Here is an 18,303-nt window from a genome sequence, read left to right as displayed (position 1 = left end):
TCAGGATTTCTTCTTCTTCGCCCGCTTGGGCGGTGGCGGATCGAGTTGCTGCAACAGGCCAACGCCGCCCAGGCCGCGCATCTGTCCCAGGATCCACTGCTGTCGCGACAGCACATAGCGTGACGGCGAGCTGACCTTCATCCGTTTCGGGTTCGGGAGCACGGCCGCGAGCAGGGCTGCCTCGGGAGCGTTGAGGCGCGCTGCGGGCTTCCTGAAAAAAGTCTCGGCCGCTGCGCCCACGCCGAACACGCCACTGCCGAATTCCGCGATGTTCACGTATACCTCGAGAATGCGCTGCTTCGGCCACAGCGCCTCGATCAGCACCGTGAAGTACGCCTCCAGCCCTTTGCGGACCCAGCTCTGGCCCGGCCAAAGAAACAGGTTCTTTGCGACTTGCTGCGTTAGCGTGCTGGCGCCGCGCACGCGACGACCGCGCTCGCGATCTGCCAGCGCGTCATTGATGGAATCGAGATCGAAGCCGTAGTGCCCCAGGAATTTCTGGTCCTCGGCAGCAATCACCGCTACCTTGATGTGCGGCGAGATCTGGTCCCAATCCACCCAGCGGTGCTGCACCGACTGCGGCCTGCCGGGCTCGCCGGCGGCGAGGCGCTCACGAACGATGAAAGCGGTGGTGGGTGGGTCGACCCATCTCAATAGCACGACCGAGCCGATGCTCAGCGCGAGTAACGAGGCGAGTAGCCAGGCGATGAAACGAAACATTCGTCCTGCAAACGTTGATGAGGCAAAGCAAGCGGACCTAGCTCACGAAAGCAGGTCGCGCGCCGGGTAAGTGTGATGTAGTCGCTGGTTGATTGCACATAATCGTCTAGTATCGGCGCCCGGAAATTCGGGTTGGGCTGTCCCGCAACAATAATGTCACGGACTTACGGAGAACTTGGGAGATGAACCACAAGACGCGTGTGCTGGCTGGGCTGGCGCTGGGCTGCATGCTGTCGACCCCGGCAGCGTTCGCCGAGCAGAACCGCGGATTCTATTTCGGTGTCTGGGGCGGTACCGGCGACGTCGACCTGGGCTCCAAGCGCAGTCTGGACGAAGACTTCAGCGCCATGCTCAACCCGCAGCTGGCGATCGTGCCGATCCAGCCGGGTACCAACCTGAGCGCCGCCCCCGTGAGCTCCACGTTGGATGACACCGTGACTCCGTGGGGAGCGCAGGTGGGTTATCGCTTCAACGACTGGGTGGCGGTGGAAGTGGGTTACGTGGACCTGGGTGAGGCGTCCTACACCTTGACCGGTCCGATCAGCGGCGACCTTGCGTACTTCGACGGTACGAATGTGGTCACCACCCCGTTGAACGGCGACTTCGAAAGTGGTGTCGACTTCACCAGCGCAGGCATCACTGCCAGCGTGCTCGGCATGTTGCCGCTCGGTCAGCATTTCGATCTGCACGTGCGCGGCGGCATCTATTATGCGGAAACGCGCGTGACTCAGCGGTTGCGCTACATCGACCAGGTCCAGCAAGCCGATGTTTTCAATCTGCTCCATCGCCGCACGGATGTCAGCCAGACCGAATTGTTCGCCGGACTGGGCGGCGCCTGGAACATCAACGACGCATTTACGCTGCGCCTGGAATATCAGCGGTTTTTCGACGTGGGCGATAAGGACAAGGGCTTCGAGAGCGACGTCAACGTCTTCAACTTCACAGTTCTGTTCAAGTAACAGCGCTGCAACAGCGTGCCGGGTCGATGCCCGGCACGCCGGTCGAGCTTATTCCTGCTTCGGTTCGATGCGGCGAACCGACTCGATCGTGATCGTTTCCGTCGGCACATCCTGATAGCCGCTACGGCTGCCGGTCTTCACGGCGACGATGGCATCGACCACCTCCATGCCCGAATCCACGCGACCGAACACGGCATAGCCGTAGTTGCTCGCGCCTTTGTGATCCAGGAAGTCGTTGTCGACGACGTTGATGAAGAACTGCGACGTCGCGCTGTTGATGTCGTTGGTGCGCGCCATGGACAGCGTGCCGCGCTTGTTCTTCAAGCCGTTGTTGGCTTCGTTCTGGATCGGGTCATGGCCCTTCTTGTTCTTCAGATCCGCGGTCAGCCCGCCGCCCTGGACCATGAAGTTCGGAATGACGCGATGGAAAATCGTGCCGTCGAAAAAACCTTCATCGGCGTAACGATAAAAGTTCTCCACCGTGATCGGCGCCTGCTTGTCGAACAGCTGGACGGTGAAGGTGCCTTTGGAAGTCTTGAATTCGAGCATGGACGCTATCCTCGTTGAGGGCCGGGCCACTGGCCTTCGGTGACGCGTTCGTGGCCGGCCAGATCGGCGTGCGAGCGTACGTGAACGAAGCCTTGGCGCACAAGCCGCTGACGGACCCCTTCGGCCTGCTTCCAGCCGTGCTCCAGCACCAGCCATCCTTCAGGTTCCAGGTGTGTCGGCGCATCGCGGATGAGGGCATCCAGTGCTTCGAAACCGCTACGCCCCGAGATCAGCGCCATGATGGGCTCGAACTTGCGAACCTCGGGCGCGAGGTCGGGATCGTCCTGCGCGATGTAGGGCGGATTGGACGCGATCGCGTGGAATTTCTGCCCGGCCACGGGCGTGAACCAGCTGCCGTGTAATAGCGAGAGGTTGGTCAGCTGCAATCGCCCGATATTGCGACTGGCGAGTTCCAGGGCATCCTTCGACGCGTCGATGGCAGTGACCTGCGCCTGCGGCCGCTCGGATGCGATGGCGACCGCGATCGCGCCACTCCCGGTGCCCAAGTCGGCAACTCGGACCGGGTCTTCTTTATTTATATGTGCCAGCACCCGCTCGACGACCAATTCGGTCTCCGGGCGCGGAATCAGCACCGCCGGACTCACTTCCAGCAGCAGTGACCAGAACTCGTGCTGCTGGCGGATGTATGCAACCGGCTCGCCTTGCGAGCGGCGCTTGACCAGTTGCTGGTACGACCAGCCGGCATTGGCAGGCAGCTCGCGCTCCGGGTTCGCGCGGAAATTGGTCCGTGACAGCCCGGTCACATACTCCAGAAGCAGCTCGGCATCGAGGCGCGCAGAGGGCGAGGACCGCGACAACAGCATGGTTGCGGTATGCAGGGCATCGGAGACGGTTTGCGAGGATTTGACGGCAGGCATGAATGACGTTGGACTACTACGACTGAATTGCTGACGGAGTCTTCCATGCACGTTTACCAGAACGCGATCGAGATGATTGGCCGCACGCCCATGTTGCGGCTGAATCGGCTCGATACGGGTCCCTGCGAGCTGTTCCTGAAGCTCGAGTACATGAATCCGGGCGGTTCCATCAAGGATCGCATCGGCCTGTCCATGATCGAGGAGGCCGAGCGCCGCGGCGATCTGAAGCCCGGCAGCGTCATTGTCGAGGCCACTGCCGGCAACACCGGCCTGGGCCTCGCGCTGGTCGCCGCGCAGAAGGGCTACAGGCTCATTTTGGTGTTACCGGACAAAATGAGCCAGGAAAAAATCTTCAACCTGCGGGCGCTGGGCGCCGAGGTGGTGCTGACCCGCTCCGACGTGGGTAAGGGTCATCCCGAGTACTACCAGGACCTGGGCGCGGCGATTGCCAAGCGCCAGAACGCTTACTTCATCAATCAGTTCGCCAATCCCGACAATCCCAAGGCGCATGAGCTCACCACCGCGCCGGAGATCTGGGAGCAGATGGGGCAGCAGCTGGACGCAGTGGTCGTCGGCGTCGGATCGAGCGGCACGATTGCCGGTCTGGCGGCGTTCTTCAAGAAGCACGCGCCCCATGTCGAGCTGGTGCTCGCGGATCCGCAGGGCTCCATCCTCGCGGAGTTCATCGCGACCGGCAAAATGACTCAGAAGTCGTCCTGGCTGGTCGAAGGCATCGGCGAGGACTTCATTCCCGACATCGCCGACTTCTCCATGACCAAGCGCGCTTACAGCATTTCGGACGGCGAGTCGTTCTCGGTGGCGCGCGAGTTGTTGCAGAAGGAAGGCGTGCTTGCTGGCTCTTCGACCGGCACCCTGCTCGCGTCGGCCTTGCGCTATTGCCGCGAGCAGAAAACGCCGAAGCGCGTCGTGACTTTGGCGTGCGACACGGGCGCGCGCTACCTGTCGAAGTTGTACAACGACTTCTGGATGGAGGATCAAGGCTTCATCCAGCGCGAGACGTATGGCGACTTGCGCGACTTGATCGGCCGCCCGCACGGCCAGCGCGCCACCATTACGGTCGGGCCGAACGATGTGCTCACGACCGCGCACAATCGCCTGCGCAACGCCGGCTTCTCGCAATTGCCGGTGATGGATGGAGAGCAGCTCATCGGTGTCGTCACCGAAGACGACATCCTGCGTTTCGCTTTCGGCCATCCGGGGCGTTTCAACGAGCCGGTGCACAAGGCCATGACCAGCAGCTTCCTGCGGGTCGACAAGAGTCAGACGCTCAACAATCTCGTGGCCATGCTCGAAGTGCGCTCGTCCGCGGCCGTGATGGATGGCGAGAGGTTCCTCGGCCTGGTGACGCGCTCGGACGTGCTGAATTACCTGCGCCGTCAGGTGAAATAGTGCACGATTTATTCACTATGTTGGCCGCAGAATCCTCGCGGCCCACGTTACGACACGATCAGCAGGACACGTATCCATCATGAGTTCATCTTCGTCGCTGCGTTTCGGCACTCGCTGCATTCACGCCGGTCAGGCTCCCGACCCGAGCACGGGTGCGGTGATGCCGCCGATCTACGCTACCTCGACATACGCGCAAAGCAGCCCTGGCGTTCACAAGGGTTACGACTACTCGCGCACCTCGAACCCCACTCGCACTGCTTGGGAGAAGTGCATCGCCGATCTCGAAGCGGGCGTGCGCGGCTTCGCGTTCGCATCGGGCATGGCGGCGACCAGCACGCTACTGGAATTGCTCGACTCCGGCAGTCACATCGTCGCGATGGATGACTTGTACGGCGGCACGTTCCGATTGTTTGAGCGCGTGCGCAAGCGTTCGGCAGGCCTGGATATCACGTTTGCAGATCTGACCCAGCAAAAGGCGCTGGAGGCCGCCGTTCGGCCGACGACCAAGATGATCTGGATCGAAACGCCGACCAATCCGACGCTGCGCCTGGTCGATATCGCGCAGGTCGCGGAGTTCGCGCGCAAGCGAAACATTCTCACGGTCGTCGACAACACGTTTGCCAGTCCGTGGGTACAGCGACCGATCGAGTTGGGCGCCGACATCACCATGCACTCGGCGACCAAATACTTGAATGGCCATTCCGATATGGTCGGCGGCGTCGCGATAGCGGCCAACGAGGAGCTGGCGGACAAGATCGGGTTCCTGCAGAACGCCGTCGGTGCAGTCAGCGGGCCGTTCGATAGTTTCCTGGCGTTGCGCGGCCTGAAAACATTGGCGCTGCGCATGCGGCAGTCGAGCGAGAGTGCGTTACGAATTGCGGGCTGGCTGGAGAAGCATCCGCGCGTGGCGAAGGTGTTGTATCCGGGGCTCGCGAGCCATCCGCAACATCAGCTGGCCCGGCGTCAGATGCAGAATGGCTTCAGCGGCATCGTCACCTTCTTCGTGAAGGGCGGTCTCGGCGAGGCGAAACATTTCCTCGAGCGCTGCCGGATATTCACGATCGCCGAAAGTCTGGGCGGCGTGGAGAGTCTGGTCGATCATCCCGGCCTGATGACGCACGCGTCGATCCCGCCGGAAAAGCGCCGCGAGCTCGGCATCGACGACTCGTTGATTCGTCTGTCGGTGGGTATCGAAGATGTCGAAGACCTGCTCGCAGATCTGGAGCAGGCGCTCGCCGGCTAAGAGCCTTCCGTGTCCTCGCCGCCTTCGACCGGCGGCGGGGACGTTGAGGAACTGATTCGCCCCGCCTTGCGAAGCGCGTCGCGCAGGACGTACTCGATCTGCGCGTTCACGCTGCGCAGCTCGTCCTGCGCCCAGCGTTGTACGGCGTCGAGTACGTCGCTGCTGATGCGCAGCGGATAAGCTTTTTTCTCCGCCAACGGTTTCGCTCAGCCGTTATATAAAGTGCCCGTGTTGACGACCGGCTGCGTGCCGCGCTCGCCGCACAACACCACCAGCAGATTCGACACCATCGCTGCTTTGCGCTCTTCGTCGAGGTGCACGACGTCCTTTCTCGCGAGCTGTTCGAGCGCCATGTGCACCATGGTCACGGCACCTTCGACGATGCGCGTGCGAGCCGCAATGATCGCGGCGGCTTGCTGACGCTGCAACATCGCTTGCGCGATCTCGGGCGCGTAAGCCAGATGGCTGACGCGAGCTTCGATCACCGTCAGTCCGGCCTGTGCCAGGCGGTCCTGCACTTCGTTACGAAGGTGCTCGTTGATTTCGTGGGCGTGCGAGCGCAACGCGATCTTGTGTTCTTCGTGCAGGTCATACGGATAAGAGGTTGCCATCTGGCGCAACGCCGCTTCGCTCTGCACCTGCACGAAGTTCTCGTAATCGTCGACGTTGAACACGGCCTCGGCGGCATCGTGCACCTGCCAGACCACGACCGCGGCGATCTCGATCGGCGAGCCTTCCAGATCGTTGACCTTCAACTTGCTGGACTCGAAGTTGCGCACGCGTAAGGTCACGGCCTTCTTGGTGTAGAACGGGTTGGCCCAGCGCAGCCCGCTGGTGCGCTCGGAGCCGACGTACTTGCCAAAGAACTGCATCACTGCGGCCTGGTTCGGCTGCACCATGAAAAACCCCATGGCGCAAAAGCTCACCAGCCCGCCTGCCACGAGCGGCGGCAGAGGTGAGACGAACGCCTCCACCGACTTGAACAGCCACCAGGCGCACAGCGCCAATAGCACCAATAAGATCAAGACCATGGGCACGCCGGGCAGGGTCAGCACTTGTCGTTCTTTCATGACCTTCTCCTTAGTATGGACGCCACCATAGCATGCTCAGATATCAAAGTGATATCAGTTTGCGCGTGGCCCAGTGGCCGCAGTTAAGTCTGTGATTTTGCGAAAGGGATATTTGCCATTGGCCCGGAGCGCCGCGATGATCTGCGCCGTCGCTGCGCCTAACACACAATGGAGATTCGTGATGGCCATTCAGCCCACTCAGCCGCAGGGCATCGGCGGCGTTCTGGACACCGCATTTCATCTGTACAAGTCGTCGTTCGGCGTGGTCTGGCCCATTGGCCTGCTACTGGCGATCGTGAACGTGCTGCCGGTGGTTTACTTGTTGTTCGTCGGCATGCCGAGCTTCGATCCGGTCGCCGTCGCCGGCAATCCGTTTGGGATCTACGGCGATCATCCCATGGCCCTGGTCATCGCTTTGCTCAGCGGGGTGCTGAGCATGTGGGTCACGAGCGCTCTGCTGCTGAAACAATACGCCATCGGCATCGGTGAGGAGATGAGCACGGGCGGCGCATTTCAGGCTGCGCTGGCGCGCCTGCTGCCGTTGTTCGGCGCGAGCATCCTGTTCGGATTGGCCGTCCTGGTGGGTCTGCTGCTGCTGATCGTGCCGGGCCTGATCCTGATGGTCAGCCTGGTCCTGTACATGACGCTGCTGCTGTTCGAGAACAAAGGCCCGATCGAGTCGCTGACCGGCAGTCACAAGCTGGTCTGGGGCAACTGGTGGCGCAGCTGCGCGGTGCTCACGCTGCTGTCGATCCTGCTTTTCGTCATTCTGATTGCGTTGGGCTTCGTCGCCGCGCTGGTGATTCCTTTTGCCGGACTGGCGGTCGCGGATGCGTTCATGGTCGGGATGGTCATGCAGGCGCTCTCGAACTTCGCGTTCTATATCTTCTTGGGACCGTTCGGCAGCGCGGCGTTCATCGCGCTCTACTGGGATCTGAAACTGCGCAAGGAAGGCGGCGATCTCGCCGCGCGTGTGAATGCGTTGAGCGCTGCCTGATTGCGTTCGACGTTTCTCGCTGCGATGTTTCTGGCCGCGTCCGCGGCCTTCGCGCAAAGCGAGGGCCCGGCGCGGCAGGTCCTCGAAAACTGTGTCGATGCGCTCGGGCCCGATGTCATCGGTCTGGAAGAGATCGAGACGACCTGCCCCGACGTGAGGCTGGCGCTGGAGCAGCTCGGGCTCACCGATCTGGTAGGCACGAGTCAGCTCAGCCTGCTGAACCGCGATGGTCTGAACAGCCTGCGCGCGCTCGTCAGTCGTTATGAGAACGAGCCGGAGCGCGCCACGATCGGCGTCGATACTCTGGCGCCGGTGCTCGACTCGCTGCGCAAGCCGCCGGTGCCGGAGCAGTCGCTCTCCTGGTACGAAAAATTCAAGCGCTGGCTGCGGCAGATCTTCGACCAGAACCAGCCGCAGTCCGGCAAGGACTCCTGGTTGAGTCGCTGGCTCGACGAGCATCCGCTGCCGGAACTGGTGCGCTTGGGCTTGATCTACGGCTCGGTGGCGCTCGTAGTCCTGCTCGGGGTGGGAATCGTCATCAACGAAGTCCGGACCGCGCTGCAAGGGCGTCGACCGAGGTCCGCATCCGCAGCTGCGAATGCCGCTGACGTTCCGGGCATGCATGGATCTGCGGCGGCGGATGTCGATGTCAGCGGCGACCGGCCGTCGACGCTGCTGAGAATGTTGATCGCAACGCTCGTCAGAACCGGGCGCTTGCATGACGCGCAAAGTCTGACTCATCGCGAGCTGACGAAACGCGCGCGCTTCGACGACTCGACGCAGCGTGAATCTTTCCAACAGATCGCGCAGCTCGCCGAGCGTGAAGTGTTCGGCGGCAAGGAGATTGCGGGCGACGATCTGGGCGAGGTGCAGCGAGCAGGCCACACTCTGGATTCGCAATTGAAAGGAGCGGCGACATGAAGGATCGCCTGCTCACATTGGCGCTCGCCATCGGCGCATTCATCGCATTCTATGCAGTGATGGCGCCGAAGCCGCAAGCGCCGCAGCAGCACGCCACGCGCCCCACCAGCACCGAAGGCGGTCCAAACGGTTATCTTGGCCTGGTGACCTGGCTGCAGTCGGAGCGTGTGCCGGTGCTGTCGCTGCGCGAACGCTTCACGAAGTTGAGCGACGTGCCTGGTCTGGAGGCGCACACCGGCAATCTATTGATCACTGCCGCGCCCCATTTATATCCGGTGCGAGATTCCGAAATCGTGCCGTTGCATTCCTGGGTGCAGCGGGGCAACACCTTGCTGATCGTCGCCGGGCTGTCCGATACCCCGGACTGGTCCATGGAACCGGGCGGTGACAATAAGTTTCTGCAGCACCTGCAATCGATCACGCGAATGCATTTTGCAGAGCGTTCGAGGGATGCCGCAGCAGATGAGGAAGACGAAAACGAGGCGGAGCAGGACGAAGCTGAGCAGCCGACCGCAGCGGCAGTGATCGCCGCCCAGACCAAGTTGCCCGAGCCGTTGCATTTGGAGATGCGACCGGCGGGTGCGCATCCGCTGCTCGAAGCGGTGAACAAGGTGAGCGCGTCGTCGGAGTATCCGACCGCGAAGTGGGATGGCTGGGCGAAGGATTCTGGCGCGCTGGAGCTGGCGCACGATCCCGACTCGGGCGTGCCGGTGCTGTGGCTGCTGTCGGAGGGCAATGGGCAGATCATCGTCAGTGCTTACGGCAGCATCCTTGGCAACAAGCTGCTCGGCGAGGACGACAATGCGCGTCTGATTGCGAACATCGTGCGCTGGTCGTTGCGAGGCGCTGGCAAGGTGATCGTGGACGACGCGCATCAGGGGTTGGTGTCGTTCTACGATCCCGATGCCTTCTTCGGCGATTCGCGGCTGCATGCGACGCTGTGGTGGCTGTTGGGCCTGTGGTTGCTGTTCGTCCTCGGTTCGCAGCGGCTGCGGCCTGCGCAGTCCAGCTGGAGTCCGGTGGACATTACAGCGTTCGTCCGTGCCACGGGTGGATTCATGGCACGCGTGATGCGGCCCGCGACCGTCGGTCAGCAAATGATCGCGAATTTCTTCAACGATGCGCGCCGGCGCAGCGGGCTGCCCGCGGACGGCACGCCGATGTGGGACTGGTTGAGCGCGCAAACGGTCGTGTCCGAGCAGGATGTCGAGCGCTTGCAGGCGCTGCACGCGAAAGTACAACAAGGCCATCGGGTCAATTTGTCTCAGCTTCACAACCTGCTGATACGATTGCGCGCGGCTTTGAATTAGACGATGGCCCCGAAAGGAAAAAAATGAACGTGCTCGTAGCCTTCGAACAACGTTTGCAACAGGAGTTGGGCTCGGTGGTGCTCGGCTTGCAGCCGGTGATCCGTGCGCTGGCCATTGCCGTCGTCGCCCGGGGGCACGTGCTGCTGCAAGGTGCGCCTGGCCTGGGCAAGACATTGCTCAGCAAGTCGCTGGCCGCATCCCTGCAAGGGGTGTTCAAGCGAGTGCAGGGCACGTCGGATTTGATGCCCGCCGACATCACGGGTGTGCACGCGTACGACGCCGAGCAGCGTCAGTTCGTGTTTCGTCCCGGCCCGGTGTTCGCCGATGTGCTGCTGGTCGATGAAATCAATCGCGCCGGACCCAAGACCCAGTCGGCGCTGCTCGAAGCGATGGAAGAGCGCCAGGTCACTGTCGATCGGCAGAACTACCCGCTCCCCGAAAATTTTCTGGTGATCGCGACCCAGAATCCTCGCGAGTTCGAGGGCACGTTCCCGTTGCCCGAGTCGCAGCTCGATCGTTTCATGCTGCGCGTCGATCTTACTTATCCGAGCCGCGAGCACGAGCTGGATATCGTCGCCCGCTACGGCAACACGGATGCGCATGCGCGTGTCGATCGACAAGAGCAATCGCCGCCTATCGATCTCACTGCCGTCCGCCAGGCTGTCGAGCAAGTTCATATCGCGCCCGAGTTGTCGGGCTATGTGATCGATCTCGCGGCGGCGTCGCGTTCGCATGCTCACGTCAGCCTGGGTCTGTCCACGCGTGGCGTGCTGGCGCTGGTGCGCGCGGCGCGCATCGCCGCGGGCATGCGCGATGGCGAATTCGTCACGCCGGATGATGTGAAACAAGTTGCACCGCTGGTGATTCCGCACCGGTTGATGCTGGCGCCCGAAGCGCTGCTCGAAGGCGTGACCGAGCAAACGATTACGCAGCAGTTGCTCGATCGCACGCCGGTGCCTCGCTGAGCCATGCACCTTCGTATCAACGGCCTCGTGTTTGCGGTGCTCACCGCGCTCGTGGCCATTCTCGGCACATGGAGCGGTGAGGCGAATCTGCAGCGCCTGTGGCTGTTGCCGCTCGCGCTGTTGCTGCTGGGCCTGGCATACGAAGGAATGATGGTCTCTCGCGCGCGGCCGAACGTTACGGTCGAGGCTGCGGGCCAGGGAATATTGGGCCGCCCGATGTCGCTGCAGCTGTTGTTCCGACATGCGCTGGGGCGGGCCTTGCACCTGCAGGTTGCGCCTGCCGCGCCCGAAGCGATCGAGATCAACAGTGAAATCCGACTGCTGACCGTGCCGCCGGGTGAGGCAGCAGCAATCGAGGTGCGTGCCACACCGCGACGCCTCGGGCAACACGATTGGCCAAGCATGCAGGTGCGCGTCGGCGGTCCGCTCGGATTGGCGTGGTGGTCGCGTCGCTTCGAGCCGGACTACTCGTTCAAAGTCATGCCAGAGCTGTTGCGCGACTCAGCAGGCCGCATCAGCGCTATCGGCGGCGGCACCCGGGCTCACCTGAATCAAGGCGCCGGTGCGGAGATTTTCCAGCTGCGTGAGTACCGTGCCGGCGATCCGCAGAACGCCATTGACTGGAAGGCGACTGCGCGGCGCGGTCGGCTGATCAGCCGGGACTACACCGAGGATCAGCATCTCGACATCGTCATCGCCATCGATGCCGGACGCACCAGCGCGCTGCGCGCGGGCGAGCTGGATCGTCTGGGTCATTACATCAATCTCGCTGCCCGCTTCGCCGAGCATGCGGTTGCGCAGGACGATCGGGTCGGCGTCATGTTGTTCGCCGATCAACCGCTCGCGACGCTGGCGCCAGGTCGCGGCATCGGCAGCGTGCTGCGGATTCGTCAGATGCTATCGGCGGCGACGCCGAAGCTGGCCGAGTCGAATCCATTGAACGCGGCGCTACGCATTCGCACGCTGGTGCGACATCGCAGCCTGATCGTGATGCTGACCGATGTGGACGACGCGACCGTGGCCGGTCAGCTGGCATCGGCGGCGCGTCTGTTGTTACCGAAACATCTGCCGCTGATCGCGGGCATCTCCAGTCCGGAGGCGGAAGCGATGCGCGGTGCGCCGGCGCTTACCTGGCTCGATCCCTATCAGTCGCTGGCCGCGCAGGAATATCTGTCGAGACTTGAGAGAAACGCTCGGGCGTTGCGTGCCTTGGGCGCGCCGGCATTGGTGACGCGCCCGGAGCATATGGAACGCGCCGTGTTCGACGCGTATCTCGAATTCAGGCAGCGACGGCGGGTTTGACGCGCTTGCGTCCGAACAAATGACCGGTGAGCGCAGCGATCATCACGACCCCATAGCCAAAGCCGACGACGACGCGGCTGATCATGGGGAAATCCGGATCGGGCGACAGATAGCCCTCGATGAAGCCGCAGCCTACCAGCAGCAGCGCGAGCAGCACTAACAACCGCGAAGCTTTGGCTGCGGCGTGCTGAAACGATTCTCGACGCGTCGCATGCGTCGGCCGGATCAGTGCTTCACCGAGCATCGTGCCCGCAGCGCCGGCAAGACAAATAACCGACAGCTCGACGACGCCGTGCGCAGTGACGAACTTCAGCAGTTCACCCCCCAAGCCATGCTGATGCGTGAAGGCGAACATGGCGCCCAGCATCAGGCCGTTGGTGGCGATGAGATAGAAGGTGCCGAGCCCGAAGAACACGCCGACACAGAACGCCATCAGGCTCACCGCGATGTTGTTCGACAGGATGCCGATGGACAGCATGGAGGAGGGCGTGACGTTGAACAGGCCTTCGGTCCACAACCGGCCGCCCTCCACGCCATTGATCATTTCCTCGCTGGCGAGCAGCGAGATCAGCTCGGGATGCTGGGCGATCAGCCACCAGCCGGCGCCGGCGCTGAGCGCAAATAACAAGGTCACCCAGAAGATTGCCGGGCGCAGCTCGCGCACCACGTCGGGAATTTCATCCCGAAACAATGTCAGCAGACGCGCCCGCCAGTCGTGCGGCTTGCGATAGATGATGGAGTGCAGTTTCGCGTAGCTGTGTTCCAACGCCTTGGTGACACGGCTGCCCGGCAGAATGCGGCGCGCAATCGACAGATCTCGTCCGAGCGCGCGATACAGCTCGATGGCTTGCAGCGCTTCGGCGGCGGTGTGATTGCGGCTTTTCTCGAGCGCTTCCAGCTGCGGCGCAAGTTGCCGCCACGTCTCGACGCGAGACGTGAGCCACGCTTGCATGCCTGCTTCGGCGCTCATGGCGTTGGGTTCAGCAGCGTTTGCAGGCGGGTTCTGAGCTCGCTGTTGTTGAGCTGCGCCAGTTGCTCGGGCGACAGCGACTTATCGGCTCGGGCGAGCAGCGAGCGCGCCAGCTCGCCGCGAGTGTTCTCATCGAGCTCCGTCCAGCGCTCCAGCACTTCGTGGATCAAATCCGCTGCGCGTGGATCGAGTGAGCGATTCGCTGGCGTGAGGCGGGCGAAGGAGGTGTTGTGTTCCTTGCTGTCGAGGATCAGCAGCGTGCCGGCGGCGATATCGCCGATGCGGACGTGCTGCGCGGTGAACATCGCCGTCGCCAGGCCGACCAGATAGGCGAACGGCAGCGAATCGATCAGGCGAAATACATTGCGGATCAACAAGGCGCCGATGCCGGGAATGTCGCCGGTGCGCGTGACGATGCGAACGCCGGCCATGCGCTTGCCGGGCGTACTGCCGCGCATGAGGATCTCGAGCACCGGGTGGTAGAGCAAATAAATGCACATCGCCGGCACCACCACCCAAAGGAAATAGTGCGGTCCCGGATTACCGCCTTCGACCAGCGTGACCAGCTGGCCGAAGGTCAGCAGGGTGCCGACCGCCCACCAGGAGAACGCCAGAATGGTGCGGATGTGCCAGTCGATCACGAATGCAAAGCTGCGGCTGCCGACGCCTGCGATGCGCAGCTCGACATCGACGCCGGTAATGCTCTGCAGAGTGACCTGAGGCGCGGCCATGCTGGCTCCTTGTTACTCCACGATGCGCGCCAACTGCTCGGCCTGATATTCCTGCTGCAACGGCTGGATCAGCGACTGCAGCTCGCCATTGATCACGTCGGCCAGCTTGTACAGCGTCAGGTTGATGCGGTGATCGGTCACGCGGCCCTGGGGAAAGTTATAAGTCCGAATGCGCTCGGAACGATCGCCCGAGCCGACCTGCAGCTTGCGTGAGCTGGCCTCGGCCTGGTCGCGCTTCTCCTGCTCCGCCGCCTTGAGCTTGGCCTTGAGCAGAGACAGCGCGCGCGAACGGTTCTTGTGCTGCGAACGTTCATCCTGACATTCCACCACGATGCCGGTGGGCAAGTGCGTGACGCGAATCGCGGAGTCGGTCTTATTGACGTGCTGACCGCCGGCGCCCGAGGCGCGGAAGGTGTCGATGCGCAGGTCCGCCGGGTTGAGCTCGATGGGCTCGATATCGTCCAGCTCCGGCAGGATCGCGACCGTCACCGCCGACGTATGGATGCGCCCCTGCGCTTCTGTGGCGGGCACGCGTTGCACGCGATGGGTGCCGGATTCGAATTTCAGTTGCGAGAACGCGCCGCGGCCGACGACGCGACTGATGACTTCTTTGTAGCCGCCATGCTCGCCGGGGCTTTCCGACAACACTTCGACGTTCCAGCCGTGCTGGCTGGCGTAGCGCGAATACATCCGGAACAGATCGCCCGCGAAGATGGCTGCCTCGTCGCCGCCGGTGCCGGCGCGGACTTCCAGATAAATGTTACTTTCGTCGCGCTCGTCCTTCGGAATGAGCAGCTTCGCGAGCTCTTGCTCCTCGACTTCGATGCGCGCGCTCAGGCTGGCGAGCTCTTCCTGGCCGAGCTCACGCATTTCCGCGTCGTCGCCTTCGGCCATCTCGCGGGCCGAGACGCGCTCGTCGAGCGTGCCCAGATAGTCTTTGTAACGCGCCACCACGGGGTCGAGCTTGGAATATTCCACCGACAGCTCGCGGAACTGATTGGTGTCGCCGATCACGCCGGGATCGGCGAGCAGACCACTCACTTCCTCGTGACGATCGGCCAGCTTTTCCAGTTTGATGCGTATCGAATCTTTCATTGCGGTTGGTCGGGCGCGTCGGCAGCAAACAAAATGCGAGCGGCCTCCAGCAAGTCCACCTCGCCACGTTCGGCGGCTTCTCGCAGTCGCTGGCTCGGGCCATGCAGCAGGCGATTGGTGAGCGTCGAGGCCAGGAAGTCCACGACCTCCCGCGGATCGCGCCCGGCTGCCAGCATACGCCGCGCCTGTTCGGCGGTCTGCGAGCGCACCGCTTCGGCGTCATCGCGCAGCTGACGGATGGTTGGCACTGCATCCAACGTCTTCAGCTGTTGTTCGAACAGCGATACTTCGGTCGCCAGCATTTCACTCGCATCTCGCGCGGCTTCGCGGCGCGACGCCAGGTTCTCGTTCACCACGTTTTGCAAGTCGTCGATGGTGAACAGATACACGTCCTCGATCTTCGACACTTCCGCTTCGATGTCGCGCGGCACGGCGATGTCGACCATGAAGATCGGCTTGCGCTTGCGGGCGCGCACCGCGGCCTGGACGTCTTTGTAAGTGATCACGGGCGTCGGGCTGGCCGTCGAGGTGATCACGATGTCGGCTTCGGGCAAGTGGGCCGCGATGTCGTCGATGCCGATCGCGAAGCCTTTGAACTCGGCCGCCAGTTCCTGCGCCCGGCCGATGCTGCGATTGGCGACGATCATCCGGCCCAGGCCATTGGCGTGCAGATGGCGTGCGGCCAGGGCGATGGTCTCGCCGGCACCGACCAGCAAGGCGGTATGGCCGGAGAACTTCTCGAACACGGTGCGCGCCAGCGACACGGCCGCATACGCCACCGAGACGGCATTGGCGCCGATGCGGGTCTGGGTGCGCACCCGTTTGGCGACCGAGAACGCCGTCTGCATCACCCGGTTCAGGTACGGGCCGGTGACTTTCTGGTCCAGGGCGGCGCGATAGGCATCCTTGAGCTGGCCGAGGATCTGCGGCTCGCCGAGCACCAGGGAATCCAGGCCGCAGGCGACGGCGAACAAATGCTGGACTGCCGCCGAACCGTGCAGGCGATACAGGGTCTGATTGATGTCCAGCCGGTGCAGGGCCAGGTCGTGCCAGTTGGCCAGCCAATCGGTTAGGGGCAGCGAGGGATCCGGGATGGGCGTCGGCCCGTTATTCGCACCGTCGAGGGATTCCCCGCCGTGGTCCGCGAAACAATAGAGCTCGGTGCGGTTACAGGTGGAAACGATCAACGCTTCGCGCACCCCCGGCTGGCCGGCCAACTCCCGCAAGGCCTCGGGCAGCTCCTCGCCCGCAAAGACCATTTTCTCGCGGATTTCGACGGGGGCGGTGCGGTGATTGATTCCTATGACGACGAGTGGCATGCCGGCTGCAGTCGCGACGGGTGCGGATTGTCGGGGAAGGGCCCTCTAATGACAAGCGAGTTGCGGAGCCGCCCGCCGTGGCAGGATGTCCGAACCCGAGTTCCAAGCCAGCTGATATAGTCGGTCGACAATGAGCTCAATTCCTCGTCCATTCCGCTCGTCTCCGCGTGCCGCGGCGTTATTGCTCAGTGCCGTACTGGCGGCTTGCACCAGTACCGGTACCAAGCACGAGGCCGAGGTCGACAAATTGCCGGCGGATCCCAATGCCCTGGTATTGGGCGCGGAAATGGCCTTGCAACGGGGACAATACCTGGAAGCGTCCAAGGCGTACCTCCGAGCCGCCCAGGCGTCCAACGACGAGGAGCTGGCCGAACAGGCTACCCGCGTCGCCCACGAGCATCGCCAATGGACCGTGGTGCAGGCCTCCGCCGAGCGCTGGCTGGAATTGAACCAGACCAACGAGGAAGCCCGGCGCTTCGCCGCCTTCGCTGCGCTACATCTATATAGGATCAACACGGCGTCCGAGCACCTCGGTGTCCTGCTCGATACCGCTTTCATCAATCCGCAGGCTGGGTTCCTGGCGCTGCTGCCGCAACTGGCGGACGAGGGCACGCCCAGCGGAGCGACCGCGGTGCTTCGTCAGCTGGTGGTGAAATACCCCAATGTGACAGAAGCGCATTATGCGCTCGCGCAGGCCGCATCTCAGTCGGACAACCTGGCGCTGGCGATGGAGCACGCCCGCAAAGCTCGTGAGCTCGGGCCGTACTGGGCGCCCGCCGGCTTGCTGCTGGCTCGCATGCAAATGCTGACCGGCGATACCGAGGGCGCACTGGTCACCGCCAAGCAGGTCATCGAGCAGGACAACCAGGATTCGAACCGGCTCGAATATGCGCTGATGCTGATGCAGGCGGGCCAGGAAGAGCCCGGGCGTAAGGAATTGGCTTCGCTGGCCAACAGCGAGTCCACCGGCACGGTCGTGGAGCGCGCGCTGGCGGATATCGACTTCCAGCTCGGCAATCGCGACTCTGCCGCGCAACGCTTCAGCAATCTGGTGTCCAGCGGCCGGTTCGTTTACGAGTCGCTGTTCTATCTCGGCGCGATCGCCGAAGGTCGCGAAGCCTGGGATGACGCCGAACAGATTTACAGCCGTGTCACCGGCGGTGAATTCGCGATGGCGGCACAGATTCGTCTGGCTCGCATCAAGGCGAAACAGCAGGGATTGGATGCGGGGCTGAAGCACCTGGAAGAGTTCGGCGCCACTCGTCCTCAGTATCGAATCGAGACCATCACTGCGCGCGCTTCTTTACTGAGCGCCAACGGCGATAGTGCAGGTGCGCTGGCATTGCTGGACACGGCACTGAAGGCGTATCCCGATGCAGTGGAACTGCGTTTCGCACGCATTTTCCAGCTCGAATCGTCGGACAAGGTGGATGAAGCGATCGCGGATCTGCGCCGCCTCGTTGCCGATCGCCCGAACGATCCGACCGCGAGCAACGCGCTCGGTTACACGCTGGTCGATCGCACGCGTCATCACAAGGAAGGCCTGGATCTGATCGAGCAGGCGCTTACCGAGACGCCGGACAACGGTGCGGTGCTCGACAGCATGGGCTGGGCGCTGCATCGAGTCGGCCGCAATCAGGACGCGCTGGGCTATCTGGAACACGCCAAGCGCCGCATCAACGATCCCGAAGTGGACCTGCACCTCGGTGAAGTGCTGATCGCTCTGGACCGCAAGGACGATGCCCGCGAAGTCTGGCAGCGAGCCAGCGAGCGCTACCCGGAAAATAACGAGATCAAGCAGCGGCTGCAGAAGTTGAACTGACCGTGGGCACGATGGAGCCACGGGTTTTCTTCGCCGCCGCTC

The 18,303-nt window shown here is 62.9% G+C and carries 18 protein-coding genes; 9 read left to right on the top strand and 9 right to left on the bottom strand.

Annotated elements, in window-relative coordinates; translation table 11 throughout:
- Positions 1 to 720 carry a monofunctional biosynthetic peptidoglycan transglycosylase gene (gene mtgA, locus D0550_RS04865; RefSeq protein ID WP_116807983.1) on the bottom strand — a complete coding sequence of 240 codons (720 nt, stop codon included), beginning with the start codon at positions 718 to 720 and terminating at the stop codon, positions 1 to 3.
- Between the two features lie 182 nt (positions 721 to 902).
- On the opposite strand from mtgA, the gene D0550_RS04860 reads away from it, so the two are divergent.
- The gene (locus D0550_RS04860; RefSeq protein ID WP_116807982.1) at positions 903 to 1,679 is read left to right on the top strand and encodes an outer membrane beta-barrel protein; all 777 of its coding nucleotides are present in this window, start codon (positions 903 to 905) and stop codon (positions 1,677 to 1,679) included.
- Between the two features lie 48 nt (positions 1,680 to 1,727).
- On the opposite strand, the gene D0550_RS04855 is transcribed toward D0550_RS04860, so the two are convergent.
- Positions 1,728 to 2,228 carry a peptidylprolyl isomerase gene (locus tag D0550_RS04855; protein ID WP_116807981.1) on the bottom strand — a complete coding sequence of 167 codons (501 nt, stop codon included), beginning with the start codon at positions 2,226 to 2,228 and terminating at the stop codon, positions 1,728 to 1,730.
- A gap of 5 nt (positions 2,229 to 2,233) precedes the next feature.
- On the bottom strand, positions 2,234 to 3,106 hold the full coding sequence (gene prmC / locus D0550_RS04850) for a peptide chain release factor N(5)-glutamine methyltransferase (protein ID WP_116807980.1): 873 nt from the start codon (positions 3,104 to 3,106) through the stop codon (positions 2,234 to 2,236).
- A gap of 45 nt (positions 3,107 to 3,151) precedes the next feature.
- Between prmC and D0550_RS04845 the strand changes: the two genes are divergently transcribed.
- Both D0550_RS04845 and D0550_RS04840 read left to right on the top strand, forming a co-directional pair.
- Positions 3,152 to 4,516, top strand: coding sequence for a pyridoxal-phosphate dependent enzyme (locus D0550_RS04845; protein ID WP_116807979.1), 1,365 nt, complete (start codon positions 3,152 to 3,154; stop codon positions 4,514 to 4,516).
- Positions 4,517 to 4,595: 79 nt separating this feature from the next.
- Positions 4,596 to 5,759 carry a trans-sulfuration enzyme family protein gene (locus D0550_RS04840; RefSeq protein ID WP_116807978.1) on the top strand — a complete coding sequence of 388 codons (1,164 nt, stop codon included), beginning with the start codon at positions 4,596 to 4,598 and terminating at the stop codon, positions 5,757 to 5,759.
- On the opposite strand, the gene D0550_RS04835 is transcribed toward D0550_RS04840, so the two are convergent.
- A complete protein-coding gene (locus D0550_RS04835) occupies positions 5,756 to 5,956 on the bottom strand; it encodes a type II toxin-antitoxin system antitoxin (RefSeq protein WP_116807977.1) in 201 nt (66 codons plus the stop codon). The genes D0550_RS04840 and D0550_RS04835 overlap by 4 nt on opposite strands.
- Before the next feature lie 9 nt (positions 5,957 to 5,965).
- Positions 5,966 to 6,829 carry an SPFH domain-containing protein gene (locus D0550_RS04830; RefSeq protein WP_116807976.1) on the bottom strand — a complete coding sequence of 288 codons (864 nt, stop codon included), beginning with the start codon at positions 6,827 to 6,829 and terminating at the stop codon, positions 5,966 to 5,968.
- A 181-nt stretch (positions 6,830 to 7,010) separates the two neighbouring features.
- Here D0550_RS04830 and D0550_RS04825 point away from each other — a divergent pair, with 181 nt between their 5' ends.
- Genes D0550_RS04825 through D0550_RS04805 form a run of 5 tightly spaced genes read left to right on the top strand, consistent with a single transcriptional unit; the run spans position 7,011 to position 12,324 of the window.
- Complete coding sequence (locus D0550_RS04825) at positions 7,011 to 7,826, top strand: hypothetical protein (RefSeq protein WP_153067035.1); 816 nt, start codon at positions 7,011 to 7,013, stop codon at positions 7,824 to 7,826.
- Complete coding sequence (locus tag D0550_RS04820; protein ID WP_153067034.1) at positions 7,827 to 8,747, top strand: DUF4129 domain-containing protein; 921 nt, start codon at positions 7,827 to 7,829, stop codon at positions 8,745 to 8,747. It begins immediately after the preceding gene.
- Positions 8,744 to 10,057, top strand: coding sequence for a DUF4350 domain-containing protein (locus D0550_RS04815; protein ID WP_116807973.1), 1,314 nt, complete (start codon positions 8,744 to 8,746; stop codon positions 10,055 to 10,057). The genes D0550_RS04820 and D0550_RS04815 overlap by 4 nt, the downstream gene beginning before the upstream one ends.
- 23 nt (positions 10,058 to 10,080) lie before the next feature.
- Complete coding sequence (locus D0550_RS04810; protein ID WP_116807972.1) at positions 10,081 to 11,022, top strand: AAA family ATPase; 942 nt, start codon at positions 10,081 to 10,083, stop codon at positions 11,020 to 11,022.
- 3 nt (positions 11,023 to 11,025) lie between these two features.
- Positions 11,026 to 12,324, top strand: a complete 1,299-nt coding sequence (locus tag D0550_RS04805) for a DUF58 domain-containing protein (protein WP_116807971.1) — start codon at positions 11,026 to 11,028, stop codon at positions 12,322 to 12,324.
- Here the strand turns inward: D0550_RS04805 and D0550_RS04800 are convergent.
- Genes D0550_RS04800 through hemA form a run of 4 tightly spaced genes read right to left on the bottom strand, consistent with a single transcriptional unit; the run spans position 12,302 to position 16,439 of the window.
- Entirely contained in the window at positions 12,302 to 13,294 is a 993-nt protein-coding gene (locus D0550_RS04800) for a stage II sporulation protein M (RefSeq protein ID WP_116807970.1), read from the bottom strand. The genes D0550_RS04805 and D0550_RS04800 overlap by 23 nt on opposite strands.
- Positions 13,291 to 14,025: an RDD family protein gene (locus tag D0550_RS04795; RefSeq protein ID WP_116807969.1), complete on the bottom strand. Its 735-nt coding sequence runs from the start codon at positions 14,023 to 14,025 to the stop codon at positions 13,291 to 13,293. The genes D0550_RS04800 and D0550_RS04795 overlap by 4 nt, the downstream gene beginning before the upstream one ends.
- A 12-nt stretch (positions 14,026 to 14,037) precedes the next feature.
- A complete protein-coding gene (gene prfA, locus D0550_RS04790; RefSeq protein ID WP_116807968.1) occupies positions 14,038 to 15,120 on the bottom strand; it encodes a peptide chain release factor 1 in 1,083 nt (360 codons plus the stop codon).
- Positions 15,117 to 16,439 (bottom strand): glutamyl-tRNA reductase, encoded by a 1,323-nt coding sequence (gene hemA / locus D0550_RS04785; RefSeq protein ID WP_116807967.1) that lies wholly within the window; start codon positions 16,437 to 16,439, stop codon positions 15,117 to 15,119. The genes prfA and hemA overlap by 4 nt, the downstream gene beginning before the upstream one ends.
- Before the next feature lie 130 nt (positions 16,440 to 16,569).
- On the opposite strand from hemA, the gene D0550_RS04780 reads away from it, so the two are divergent.
- Positions 16,570 to 18,261, top strand: coding sequence for a tetratricopeptide repeat protein (locus tag D0550_RS04780; RefSeq protein WP_116807966.1), 1,692 nt, complete (start codon positions 16,570 to 16,572; stop codon positions 18,259 to 18,261).
- The last annotated feature ends 42 nt before the right edge of the window (positions 18,262 to 18,303 follow it).

The sequence above is a fragment of the Steroidobacter cummioxidans genome (genome assembly GCF_003104955.1).
The sequence above is the reverse complement of the archived record's forward strand: the minus strand, read 5'-3'. Positions and strand labels throughout refer to the sequence as shown.